The 13,558-nt window shown below is 38.8% G+C and carries 10 protein-coding genes and 2 riboswitches; all 10 genes read left to right on the top strand.

The window, feature by feature from the left end; genetic code table 11:
* A complete protein-coding gene (locus tag CHI06_RS23250; RefSeq protein WP_095250946.1) occupies positions 1 to 1,218 on the top strand; it encodes a DUF58 domain-containing protein in 1,218 nt (405 codons plus the stop codon).
* Positions 1,215 to 3,413, top strand: a complete 2,199-nt coding sequence (locus tag CHI06_RS23255; protein WP_095250947.1) for a transglutaminase TgpA family protein — start codon at positions 1,215 to 1,217, stop codon at positions 3,411 to 3,413. Before CHI06_RS23250 ends, CHI06_RS23255 begins: the two co-directional genes overlap by 4 nt.
* A 32-nt stretch (positions 3,414 to 3,445) precedes the next feature.
* A riboswitch (purine riboswitch) is annotated at positions 3,446 to 3,545 on the top strand.
* A gap of 116 nt (positions 3,546 to 3,661) precedes the next feature.
* On the top strand, positions 3,662 to 5,200 hold the full coding sequence (gene guaA, locus CHI06_RS23260) for a glutamine-hydrolyzing GMP synthase (RefSeq protein ID WP_179292747.1): 1,539 nt from the start codon (positions 3,662 to 3,664) through the stop codon (positions 5,198 to 5,200).
* Positions 5,201 to 5,306: 106 nt separating this feature from the next.
* A riboswitch (purine riboswitch) is annotated at positions 5,307 to 5,408 on the top strand.
* Positions 5,409 to 5,511: 103 nt separating this feature from the next.
* Entirely contained in the window at positions 5,512 to 6,840 is a 1,329-nt protein-coding gene (locus tag CHI06_RS23265; protein WP_095250948.1) for an NCS2 family permease, read from the top strand.
* A 158-nt stretch (positions 6,841 to 6,998) separates the two neighbouring features.
* Complete coding sequence (locus CHI06_RS23270; protein ID WP_095250955.1) at positions 6,999 to 7,937, top strand: ABC transporter ATP-binding protein; 939 nt, start codon at positions 6,999 to 7,001, stop codon at positions 7,935 to 7,937.
* Positions 7,938 to 7,943: 6 nt separating this feature from the next.
* Positions 7,944 to 8,849, top strand: coding sequence for an ABC transporter permease (locus CHI06_RS23275; protein WP_257009424.1), 906 nt, complete (start codon positions 7,944 to 7,946; stop codon positions 8,847 to 8,849).
* Entirely contained in the window at positions 8,812 to 9,111 is a 300-nt protein-coding gene (locus tag CHI06_RS30765; protein WP_257009425.1) for an ABC transporter permease, read from the top strand. The genes CHI06_RS23275 and CHI06_RS30765 overlap by 38 nt, the downstream gene beginning before the upstream one ends.
* Entirely contained in the window at positions 9,104 to 10,231 is a 1,128-nt protein-coding gene (locus CHI06_RS23280; RefSeq protein WP_095250949.1) for an ABC transporter permease, read from the top strand. The genes CHI06_RS30765 and CHI06_RS23280 overlap by 8 nt, the downstream gene beginning before the upstream one ends.
* A gap of 93 nt (positions 10,232 to 10,324) precedes the next feature.
* Positions 10,325 to 11,167 carry a glucose PTS transporter transcription antiterminator GlcT gene (gene glcT / locus CHI06_RS23285; RefSeq protein WP_095250950.1) on the top strand — a complete coding sequence of 281 codons (843 nt, stop codon included), beginning with the start codon at positions 10,325 to 10,327 and terminating at the stop codon, positions 11,165 to 11,167.
* A gap of 184 nt (positions 11,168 to 11,351) precedes the next feature.
* Positions 11,352 to 13,421, top strand: a complete 2,070-nt coding sequence (ptsG, locus tag CHI06_RS23290; RefSeq protein WP_095250951.1) for a glucose-specific PTS transporter subunit IIBC — start codon at positions 11,352 to 11,354, stop codon at positions 13,419 to 13,421.
* The last annotated feature ends 137 nt before the right edge of the window (positions 13,422 to 13,558 follow it).

Raw genomic sequence — 13,558 nt, forward strand, 5'->3', positions numbered from 1 at the left:
ATGAAGAAATTGTGGATTCCATTTAAAAAAGTATGGAAGTTTGTGGTCTTACTATTTTTGATAGTGCTTACTTTTTCATATGCGATGTTTCAGGGGGGATTTGTAAGCTGGTTTTTATTTTATAGTTTCTTACCTTTTGCGCTCTATTGTGTGGGCCTATCATTTTATTCTCTGGATGAGCTGGAAATTACGCGTGAAATACCAAAAACAGACTTTAATGCGGGTGAGTCTTTAAAGGTTACTGTAAATGTGAAGAGAAACTCTATCTTCCCTATCTTCTATTTGCTTATTGAAGATAAATTATCAGATACACTTACTCATTCTCATCATAAAAAGAAAGCCAAGGCACTAGTATTACCTGGTTTTAAGAAGGAATTTACCTATGAATATATTATTGATAATTTGCCGAGAGGGGAGCATATATTCGACAGCTTTATCGTTCGAACAAGTGACCTTCTTGGATTAGTTGAAAAAGAAAAAGCTCATTATGCAGAAAGTAAAGTCATCGCCTATCCAGCCTATACGGAGTTGGTTTACCGCCCATTTGAGACACATTTCGATCAAGGGATGACCGCATCAAGAGAACGGGTCCAGCGTGATACCACACTAGCGATAGGTGTAAGGGATTACCAGCCTGGGGACCGCTTCTCATGGATTAACTGGAAAGCCTCTGCAAAACGGAACGAAATCATGACAAAGGAATTTGAACAACGCCAATCGCATGATGTGTTTGTTGTAATGGACTGTTCTCCTGATATGCATTTTGAGGGGGTTGTTTCCTTTACCGCCTCTTTATTACGAGCCGTTCTAAAAAAGGGAGCACAAACGGGTCTCTTAACGATTAGCAGAGAGAGGGCATCCTTTCCCATTAGGGGAGGAGAAGATCAACTGCATCAGCTCTTTTATCATCTTGCCAGGATAGAAGCAAAAAGTTCTTCCTCGTTTGAGAAGGTGTTAGAGACTGAGGGAATGTTTGTCCAGCAAACGGTATCCTTCTTACTAGTAACCGCCCAATTAACAAAGTCTTTAATAGAAAAGGCAGGCTTTCTGGGACAAAGAAAAGGAAAGATTACTCTTTTTCTGATAAAAGGAGAAAAAGAAGCTCCTACTCAAAGTGAAAGGTCCCTTATCGCTCTTGCAAATGCACGAAATGTACGGGTTCTAATGGTTCATGAAGGGGAATTTGCTTCAGCCTTCTCGGAGGTGAATTTGCGATGAAAAGAAATTTTCAAGCTTTTCTTGTATATTTATTGGGATTTTTGCTTTTATGGGAATGGTTGCGTCCGGTGGAGCAATTAACTCAAACGGACCATATTGAAATGTTTGTTATTTTTATTCTCCTTTCTTTTGCAGTTTCCTTTTTAAGACTAAAGTGGATTTGGCAAATGATTTTAAAGATATGGTTTATCCTCTTTTCTGTTCATATGTTTCATTATGATACAGGATTCTTTCAATTAGGCTGGCTGTTTTCCTTTTTAAGGAATTTGACTACTAATTTTAGTACGATCATAGCTCTTAATTGGGTAGGGATAACAAATGAACTTCGAACACTTTTGTTTTTTATTTTGCTTTGGTTAATGGTTTACTTAGTGAATTATTGGCTCTTGAATCGGCAAAGGATTTTTATTTTCTTCTTTATGACACTTATTTATATAACGGTTTTGGATACTTTTACGCTTTATAGTGCGAAAACAGCGATTGTTCGAACGGTTGTTGTAGGATTTGCTGTCATGGGGATGTTAACCTATTACAGAATTTTGGCTAAGGAAGAGGTAAGCACAGATTCTATTATTACTCGAAAATGGATGAGACCTTTAGTGATAATGATAGCTTTTAGTGTTATTGTTGGGATTATTGCACCTAAGTTCGAACCAATATGGCCAGATCCTGTTCCATATCTTCAGGCTGCTGGCAATAAAGGCGGAGAAGATACAAATGGAAAGGGTGTTTCTAAAGTTGGTTATGGTACCGACGATACTCAATTAGGCGGTCCTTTTATAGGGGATGACAGTACCGTATTTAAGGTAGAAGCAGGGCAAAAGAATTATTGGAAGGTAGAAACAAAGGATCATTATACGGGAAAAGGCTGGATTCCTTCTAGTTCAACTTCTATTCAAATAGGAGGAGATGAGTTAATACCTATTAGCTCTATACCTTCATCGGTAGAAACCAGGGATACATCTGCAAGATTATTCTTATTTATGGATTATGAGCACCTTATTTATCCTGCAGGTATTCAAAGGGCGCAATTTGAACGCAGCTATACCTTGGAGATAGATTCAACGAAGGAAAAGATTTCAATCTTCGGTTTTGATTCTAAGCCTATTGCTCCCGATGCCTATACAGTTGAGTATAAAATTCCACAATATGAAGCAAGTAATTTAAGGGAGACTAGTGTTGTCGACCCAGGACAGATAAGTACAGAATTCCTTGCCCAATATACACAGCTGCCGGAGAATCTTCCTGAAAGAATTAAGGAATTAGCACAAAGTATTACCGAAGGCGAAACAAACTGGTTTGATAAAGCAAAAGCAATCGAGCGACATTTTAGTGGCTCTGAGTTCCGTTATGATCAAAAAAATGTGGCAGTTCCTGAAGAAGATGATGATTATGTCGATCAATTCTTATTTGATACAAAAGTAGGGTATTGTGATAATTTTTCCACCTCGATGGCGGTTCTGCTTCGAACATTAGGAATACCTACTCGTTGGGTAAAAGGGTATACCGGTGGGGATTTTCTGGAATATAGTGAAGGGGATACTTCGAAATCAATCTATGAAATTACCAATAATAATGCACATTCATGGGTAGAAGTTTATTTCCCTAACCAAGGCTGGGTACCCTTTGAACCAACTAAGGGTTTTACAAATGACGTTTCGATTAGTTTTACAAATCCAGATGGAACACCTGCTGCTACGGAAACAACTGCTCAGCCAGCACCAAAACCACAGCAGAACCCGGAGGAGGATAGCAGCAGTTCGACGGATAAGGATAATTCTTTTTCATTTAGTGGTTTCTGGTTGAGTATAAAAATATTTTTTAATAATAACTGGAAATTGATTTTATTAGTATCTGCAATAGTTGTTGGGGCAGCGGGCCTTCTGTATCGATCCCGAGGAAAGTGGATACCGCATTTATATTTACTTCAGTTCCGATTAAGAAAAAAGGATGAAAACATTGGTAAGGCTTACCTCATTCTTCTAGAGCAACTGGAGCGTTATGGCCTAAAACGTAATGATGGCCAAACGCTTAGAAATTATGCACGATACATTGATACCTTCTTTGCATCTAGGGAGATGTCAAAGCTAACCGACAGATATGAGCAATATCTATACCACCAGAAACTTCCTGAGGGAAGCTGGAAGGATTCACGTGAATTGTGGGAAAATTTAATTAAAAAGACAATTGCTTGACCGATAAAACAACCTATTGTTACAATAAGGCGTAAATTTATACGGTTTTTCTTCATATATCCTCGAAAATAGGTTCGAGAGTCTCTACCGGGTCACCGTAATGACCTGACTATGAAGGCAGAAATTTCTGTCATAGCAATTGTGAGAAAGCTAGAATTCTGCCTTCCTGGTTTATATGGAGGGGGAATTCTAGTTTTTTTTTTGTGATAAAAGTAAATACTAACCTTATAATTTTGGAAGAGGTGGCCGTGTTGACAAATACAGATTTGATTGTTGTTTTAGACTTTGGAAGCCAGTATAACCAGTTGATCACACGCAGGATTCGTGAGTTTGGTGTCTATAGTGAACTTCATCCACATACGATTACCGCTGAGGAAATTAGAAAAATGAATCCAAAGGGAATCATTTTTTCAGGCGGACCGAATAGTGTATATGATGAAAACTCATTCCGCTGCGATGAAGAAATTTTTGAAATGGGTCTGCCTATCTTAGGAATTTGCTATGGTATGCAGCTAATGACTGTTCACTTTGATGGGAAGGTTGAAAAAGCAAAGAACCGTGAGTATGGGAAAGCGGTCATGAATCTCCAAAATCAGACGAAGCTTTTCCATGATATGCCTGAGGAGCAAGTGGTTTGGATGAGTCATGGAGATTTGGTTGTCGAAGCACCAGCTGGCTTTACAGTTGACGGAACAAACCCGTCCTGCCCGATTTCGGCGATGAGTAATGAGGACCGAAAATTATACGCTGTTCAATTCCACCCAGAAGTTCGACACTCCGTATATGGAAATGAGCTGCTTAAGAATTTTGTCTTTAATGTATGTGAGTGTAAAGGCGATTGGTCTATGGGGAACTTCATTGAAGTCGAAATGGCAAAGATTCGTGAGCAGGTTGGAGATAAGAAAGTACTTTGTGCCCTTAGCGGTGGAGTAGACTCTTCTGTTGTTGCTGTACTCATTCATAAAGCAATCGGAGATCAACTAACCTGTATTTTTGTTGACCATGGGCTTCTTCGTAAAAATGAAGCGGAAAGTGTCATGAAGACCTTTGCAGAAGGCTTCCATATGAATGTCATTAAAGTGGATGCAAAGGAACGTTTCTTATCTAAGCTAGAAGGGGTCTCAGATCCAGAGAAAAAGCGAAAAATTATTGGCAATGAATTCATTTATGTATTCGATGACGAAGCAACAAAGCTTAAAGGGATTGACTTTTTAGCACAAGGAACGCTGTATACCGATATCATCGAAAGCGGAACCGCAACTGCACAAACGATTAAATCTCATCATAATGTTGGCGGATTACCTGAGGATATGCAATTTAAATTAATCGAACCATTGAATACCCTTTTTAAAGATGAGGTCCGCGCCGTTGGTACGGAGCTTGGAATTCCAGATGATATTGTTTGGAGACAGCCATTCCCTGGACCAGGTCTTGGAATTCGTGTCTTAGGAGCGATTTCTGATGAAAAACTTGAAATTGTTCGTGAATCCGACTGGATTTTACGTGAAGAAATAAAGAAGGCTGGACTTGATCGTGAAATATGGCAATACTTTACGGTACTGCCAGACATTCGCAGTGTTGGTGTAATGGGCGATGCCAGAACATACGATTATACAATCGGTATCCGTGCCGTTACTTCTATAGATGGAATGACTTCTGATTGGGCTCGGATCCCATGGGATGTGCTCGAAGTTATATCAACTCGAATTGTAAATGAAGTTTCGCATGTTAACCGAGTGGTCTATGACATTACGAGTAAGCCACCAGCAACCATTGAATGGGAATAAATTTTATAGAATAGTTCTAAAAGCGAACGTTTTTAAATATAATTTTAAAAACGTTCGCTTTTTGTGTTTACAAGTTGGGAAATCCCTGATAAGATAAAGGAGAAGTAAATAATTTGTCGATTTAACTCGTATAATCTTGGGAATATGGCCCAAAAGTTTCTACCGAGCCACCGTAAATGGCTTGACTACGAGGCAGTGTTAAAAACAGAGGTTATTCCTCTATTATTTACACTTGCCCCAAGTCAAGCGTTCCGGTAGATATCGGAGCGTTTTTTGTTTTTATAAAAGAAAGATTCCTAGGGGGAAGAAGAATGCAAAAGTATTTTATGTTTAAAGAATTAGGGACGAATTATCGTCGTGAAATTATTGGCGGCATGACTACCTTCTTGGCGATGGCCTATATATTAGTCGTTAACCCGCTTACGTTGACCCTTTCTAGTGTAAAGGATTTTCCTGACGCACTTCGAATGGATTATGGAGCAGTATTTGTAGCAACAGCCTTGGCTGCTGCAATTGGATCCATTGTTATGGGATTACTCGGAAAGTACCCACTTGCTTTAGCGCCAGGTATGGGACTAAATGCCTTCTTTGCTTATACAGTTGTGTTAGGCAGCGGTATTCCATGGCAGCACGCTCTAGGTGCAGTATTCATTTCCGGAGTATTTTTCTTCTTATTAACACTTACAGGATTACGTGAGAAATTAATTAATGCGATTCCGATTGAGTTAAAGCATGCGGTCGGGGCCGGAATTGGTTTATATATTACCTTTATTGGATTGCAAAGTGCTGGTATTGTAGTAAACAATGATGCGACCCTTGTAGGATTAGGTGATTTGACAGCTGGACCAACTTTACTAGCAATTTTCGGAATCATTGTGACGGTTATACTGATGACTAGAGGGTTTAATGGAGCAGTATTTCTCGGAATGATTATTACTGTTATCGTAGGAATGATCTTTAACTTAATTGACACACCAGATAAAATTGTCGATACCGTTCCAAGTATAGCACCTACATTTGGAGCCGCGTTTTCTTCTTTTACCGATAGTTCGTTTTACTCAATGGCCATGCTTGGAATTATATTGACGCTATTGTTTGTTGATTTCTTTGATAATGCAGGGACACTTGTAGCAGTGGCGAATCAAGCAGGAATGATCAAAGACAATAAATTACCACGTGCAGGCAGAGCTTTAATTGCTGACTCAGTAGCAACAACTGTTGGTGCAGTCCTTGGTACTTCAACAACAACGTCTTATATTGAATCATCTGCCGGTGTAGCAGCTGGTGCAAGAACAGGTTTTGCTTCACTTGTTACCGCAGCATTGTTTATTCTATCACTGTTCTTCTTCCCGTTATTATCAGTAGTAACAGCTTCAGTTACAGCACCAGCCTTAATCATTGTTGGAGCGTTGATGGTAGGTTCGTTAGGGAAAATTGAATGGACGAAATTTGAAGTTGCTGTACCAGCCTTCCTTACTATGATTGCTATGCCTTTGACATATAGCATTGCAACAGGTATTGCTGTAGGATTTATCTTTTACCCAATTACGATGATTGTTAAAGGTAAAATGAAAGATGTTCATCCGATTATGTATTTCTTCTTTGTCATTTTCATTCTATACTTCATTTTCTTACAATAGTGTCGAAAGAGTCTGTGATCATCACAGGCTCTTTTTTGTGCTGTGAACTATTTCACAAAATATTTTTATTTTTCATAAAAATAGATAAATTTTTCCAATTTTCTGCTTTATGATAGGGGTATAAGAAGGAGAATGGAAAGGGAGTTTTGAAAGTGAACATACTAAACGTTCGGGAGCTTGGAAAAAGCTTTGGGAAGTTAGAAGCAGTGAAAGGTGTGTCCTTTTCGGTGGAGAAAGGCGAGTCCTTCAGTCTACTTGGACCGAATGGTGCGGGCAAATCCACTACAATCAACATGATAACCGGTTTATACCCTCCGACCTCAGGAAGTATTCAAATAACGGGTGTTGATGTTATCAAAAATCCAAAACAAGCCCAAAAGTCGATAGGGGTTGTACCTCAGGAAATTGCACTCTATGGGACATTATCAGCAAGAGAGAATCTAAAATTTTGGGGGAGGATGTATGATTTATCTGGAAATGCTCTTGAAAAATCGGTTGATGAAGTCCTTGAAATCATTGGGCTGACAGACCGAGCAAAGGACAAAATCAATACCTTTTCGGGCGGAATGAAGCGGCGGGTAAATATAGGTGCTGCCATTTTACATAAACCAGACGTATTAATCATGGATGAACCCACAGTTGGAATCGATCCACAGTCAAGAAATCATATTCTCAACACCGCAAAATCCTTAAATCAAAATGGAATGACTATAATCTATACTAGTCATTATATGGAAGAAGTGGAATTCCTTTGTGAACGGATTGGGATTATTGACCACGGGGAGTTAATTGCTTGTGGGACCCTTCGTGAGCTGAGGGAAACCATCGGTGAACGGTCAAGAATTATCATCTCTTTGGATAAAGAAAGGTCGAATCATTTAGAGATTATAGGTTTACTAGAGGGTTTGGCAGTGGAAAAAGATATCCTGATAAAAGACAATTTGCTTACCGTTTTTCATAAAGAACCGCAAGCAATTCTAAGTGAATTAATCCAGCTGGTGACAAAAGACGGGACGAAGATTACATCTGTAGAAATTGTTGAACCCAACCTAGAAAGTGTCTTTTTGCATTTAACTGGTAGAAGCTTAAGAGATTAGGGTGCGATGATGATGACTTCCTGGTGGCTGGCGTGGAAAGATTTACTGATTATTATTCGTGATAAGAAGGCTTTATTAACGTTAATCGCGATGCCTCTTTTGTTAATTGCTATTTTAGGATCAGCATTTGGCGATATGATGGATGGTGATGAAGATGTTACGATTAAAAAGTTCACATTGGGAATTGTTAATTTAGATCAGGGACAGTTAGGCGGAGTATTATCAGAAGAGGTTTTTGAAAAGGAACTATCTGATCAAATTAAGGTTAAATATTTTCAAGAAGAAGAGATGGTTAAAAAAATTAAGGACCATAAACTTGATGTAGGAATTGTTATTGATGAGGATTTTACAGCTTCCTTGATAACGGGAGAACAAGCGCGTGCAAAACTAATCTCAGTTCCTGACCCTGGTATTAAAGCAACCATCGTTTCAAGTGTAATAGAACAATTCGGTCAATCCGTACCAATCGAAGCAATGTCAGCAAATATGGCACTACCTGTTCAAGGTAATACCTCCGCAGAAGAACCCAGTCAAAACCTCCTTAATGAAACATCTATTGATGCAGACACGAATCCAGTTAGTTCTTTTCAGTATTATGCTGCTGCCATGGGTGTCATGTTCCTGCTAATGACCGTCGTTCAAGGTGTTTCGGCAATGATTCTTGAAAAAGAGCAAGAGGTCTTTAAACGATTGCTGATATCAAATCTAACCTACATAAACTACTTAACTGGAAAAATGATTGGTTTAATTGCTATATCTTTATTGCAGGCTTTTGTGATTATCATTGGCACAAAGCTTATATTTGGAGTTGACTGGGGAAACTCAATCTCCGGTGTTGTAATCTTTTGTCATAAGTGCTTGTGGTTTGGGTGTATTGGCAGGCTCTTTTATCAAAACAGAGAAAGGCTTTAATGCTGCTGGAATGTTAGGAACGCAAATTTTCGCTGCCTTAGGCGGGAGTATGGTGCCGTTATATATATTCCCAGATTGGTTTGTTTCTGTTTCTAAATTATTGCCGAATGGTCTCGCACTCCAAACTTATTTAGATTTAATGTCAGGGGCATCGTTTTTTGAAATTATCCCTGCAGTACTGAGCGCAATTGGCTTAGGGGTATTATTCTTTGCGATTGGCTTATTTCGCCTTTCAATCGAAAGGAGAGGGAAGTATGCGTAGGATTGGGGCAATAGCATGGCTTCATTTAAAGGAACTTTTTAAATCACCGGGAGCTTTGGTTATGATGTTTCTTTTGCCGGGCTTATTTGGCTGGATTTTTGGTGGAATTGCTATAGAGTCAGGACAAACAAAACCAGTAATAGATGTTGTAATGAATGAAGAAGAACATAGCGCTGAAATCTTCAATCTTTTGAAGAAAAATGAACACTACCAGTGGAATAAAGCAACATTGCAGGAAGCAAAGGAACATGTGGAAGGGCAGGATACAGTAGCTGCCATAGTCATTCCAACTAACATCCAACAAAAAGTCATGGGAAAACAACCATTGTTTGATGTGATTCTTCGCAATAAAACAGAAAATTACCTTGTTTTAGAGCCGCATTTGCAAGGAACAGCAAACTTAATTATTCGCGTCCTTCAGATTGAGGAGGAAAGCGTTTCTGCCGCTCTGCCGGATTTACTGGAAGCAGTCGCAACAAGTAAAGGAGTTGCCATCGAAAAACAAACGATTCAAAGGGATGATAACATCTCAGTGGAAATAAATTTAATGTTTGTTGGTTTTGCTATCATGTTTATGATGTTTGGTCTTTCGGGCGCTGCATCTACTATTCTAGATGAAAGAATAGGTGGTACATGGGGCCGTCTGATGGTTACCCCAGCTAGTAAGCTGCAGATTAGTTTAGGATATTTAATTGCATATTTTCTGATGGGCTGGATTCAGTTCGCAGTATTAATGGTTGCCATGAACCTTTTGTTTGACACCACCTGGGGGAACTTAACCTATATGATCCCTTTTGCTTCTTTAGTCATATTATGTGTGGTTGGTTTTGGTCTTATGATTGCTGGGATAGTAAAAACGAAACAGCAAGCTGGTGCAATAGGGGCAGTGTTAATCGTGAGTACGTGTATGCTCGGCGGTGTGTATTGGTCTATTGACCTTGTTCCAGAATACATGCAAAAGATTTCTTTAGCTGTACCCCAAAGCTGGGCGATGTCAGGTTTTAAAGAAATCATAAGTGGCAGCCTTCATCCCATTACGCTCATAAAGGATACACTAGCATTGCTTGCATTTACGGCGGGTTTCTTTTTATTAGCGATAAGAGGTATTACTTATAAATAATAGTTGTCGAATATTGTCGTTGACTTCTTGAATTGTCTCTTATAACATGGGAATTAGAGAGCGATAATTGTGACGAAATGGGGGGGAAGGGTTATGGTAAAGCTGTTGATTGATAAGGTGTTAAATAACAATGTTTTAATAGCTGAACACCCTTCCTACCAAGAAGTTGTTTTAATTGGAAAAGGAATTGGTTTCAATCGGAAACATGGAGATTTTATTGAAACGGATTCAGTTGAAAAACTATTTGTGCTAAAAAATGAAAAGGAACAGCAAAATTATATTAAATTGCTTCCTTTTATTGAGAATGAATTGCTAGAAGTAATTATATCTGCTATTGGTCTGATCAAACATAGAACCAATACGCTTCTAGATGAGCATATTCATGTAGCGTTAACAGACCATTTAATGTTCGCGATTACTCGTGCAAGAAAAGGAATGGAAATAAGTAATCCATTCTTGGTCGAAACAAAAACACTTTATCGGCATGAATATGAAATCGCCACAGAGGTTGTCCAGCTAATTAATGAAAAGACAGGAACTAACCTGCCTATTGGTGAAATTGGATTTATTGCCCTCCATATTCATAGTGCGATGACCAAAAAGAACCTTTCTGAGGTCAATCAACATTCTCAGTTAGTCAGCAGGCTGGTCAAGATGGTAGAAGAGCAGTTTGAAATTGATATCGATAAAGAAAGCATTGATTATATGAGGCTTGTGCGTCACCTTCGATTCACCATTGAGAGAGTCATTAAAGGAGAAAAAGTAGAGGAACCAGAAAAAATAAATTCCCTATTGAAACAAGAATATCCTGTATGCTATAATCTCTCATGGAAGCTCATTAAAGTGATGCAACAAACATTGAAATTGAAAGTATTTGATGCAGAAGCGGTGTATTTAACCATGCATTTGCAAAGAATACAGAAAAAATTTAAATAGTTATTATTTTTTACGTGTTACTGATTCGATCAGGCATGAGTGAAAAGTATTAATTGAAACAAAGGTTTTTGGGTAATCTATACCCGTAGCCTTATTCAATTGAACTTTTACTCATGCCTTTTTTTGTTTTTATGAAGTAAATGAAAACGCTTAATGAGCCATAAATAAATTGGAGGTATATATTATGTTTAAAAAAGCTTTCGGCGTCTTGCAAAAAGTCGGTAAAGCGTTAATGCTACCGGTCGCTCTTTTGCCTGCTGCAGGTATCTTGCTTGCTATTGGAGCAGCGCTTAGAAACCCAGCACTATTAGAATTAGCTCCGTTCCTAGATAACAGCACGGTTGATATGATTGCTGCTGTTATGCAAAAAGCAGGAGATGTCATCTTTGGAAACCTTCCGCTCTTGTTTGCGGTTGGGGTTGCAGTTGGTTTAGCTGGAGGAGAAGGTACAGCTGGTCTTGCAGCAATTATTGGTTACCTAATCATGAATGCAACGATGGGAACCGTACTTGGGATTACACCAGAAGATGTTAATGGTCTAAGTTATGCAAATGTTTTAGGAATTCCAACACTGCAAACAGGAGTATTTGGTGGGATCATCGTCGGAATATTAGCTGCGGCAATGTACAATAAGTTTTATGAAATTGAATTACCATCGTATTTAGGATTCTTTGCAGGTAAACGTTTTGTGCCAATTATTACGGCAGCGTCTGCTCTCGTTTTAGGGTTATTGATGATTTTTATTTGGCCGCCAATCCAAAACGGTCTAAATGCTTTCTCGCAAAACATGGTACATGCAAATTTAACAATATCTGCTTTTATTTTCGGAGTAATTGAACGATCATTAATTCCATTTGGTCTACATCATATTTTCTACTCTCCTTTCTGGTTTGAGTTTGGTGAATATGCAACCAAAGCAGGAGAAGTGGTTCGTGGAGACCAGCGGATTTTCATGGCTCAGATTAATGATAATGTTCAAAATTTAACAGCTGGAACATTTATGACAGGTAAATTCCCATTCATGATGTTTGGACTTCCAGCAGCAGCTTTAGCGATTTATCACGAAGCTAAGCCTGAAAAGAAAGTTTTCGTCGGAGGATTAATGGCATCAGCTGCTCTAACGTCGTTCTTAACAGGTATTACGGAACCAATTGAATTCTCATTCTTATTCGTTGCACCAATATTATTTGGTATCCATGCAATATTTGCTGGATTCTCGTTTATGATTATGCACATGTTAGACGTGAAAATCGGGATGACTTTCTCTGGTGGATTAATTGACTATATCCTATTCGGGCTAATTAACCCACAAACGAATGCTTGGATTGTTATTCCTGTAGGTCTGGTATTTGCGGTTGTATATTACTTTGGTTTCCGTTTTGCGATTCGTACCTTTAATTTAAAAACTCCAGGTCGTGAACTAGAGGAAGAAGAAAATCAAGCTCCAACTGGTAAAGCAGGATCAGGTGATTTGGCTTCAAATATTTTGGATGCGATGGGCGGCAAAGGAAATATTGCTCATTTAGATGCATGTATTACCCGCCTTCGTGTTTCTGTTAATGATATTAAAGATGTTGATAAAGCCCAACTAAAAAAGCTAGGCGCAGCGGGTGTGCTTGAAGTAGGAAACAACATCCAAGCAATCTTTGGACCGCGTTCAGAAACCATTAAAGGACAAATGAAAGACATTATGGATGGTAAAAAACCTCGTACAACAGTGAAAGCGCCAGAAAAAGGCGTGGAACAGCAAATCGAGGAAATTAATCCAGAAGCTCTTCAAAATGCACGCAGTACAGAAGATGAAGGATTTATGTCACCGCTGAAAGGTGAATTAAAATCAATCTCAGAAGTTCCAGACCAAGTGTTTGCTGGAAAAATGATGGGTGATGGTTTTGCGATTATCCCAGTAGAGGGTACAATTGTATCGCCTGTAAATGGGAAAATCGTTAACCTGTTCCCAACTAAGCACGCAATTGGAATTCTCTCTGATACAGGACGCGAAATTCTAATCCATGTTGGAATTGATACCGTAAACCTAAAAGGTCAAGGTTTTGAAACCTTAGTAGCGGAGAATGACATTGTAGAACAAGGTCAGCCATTACTAAAAGTTGATCTAGATTATATTAAAGAACATGCTACATCAACCATTACACCGATTGTCTTCACGAACTTAGCAGAAGGTGAAAAGGTAGTGATTGAAAAGCCAGGTCAAGTTGATCTGAAACAAACAGGAATTATAAAAATTACGAAATAAACAAAGAAGCCGGCTCACTCATTTAGAGCCGGCTTCTTATTGTTGAAAGTGTCTTTTGCCATTGAGCGATGAGTGATGAGAACCCGTAACATTTTAAAAAGAGAAAGAGCGGAAACTAGAGCAGTTGTCTGATGCCT

The organism is Bacillus sp. 7884-1 (genome assembly GCF_002272245.1).
In the GTDB taxonomy this organism is placed as follows: Bacteria; Bacillota; Bacilli; order Bacillales; family Cytobacillaceae; genus Neobacillus.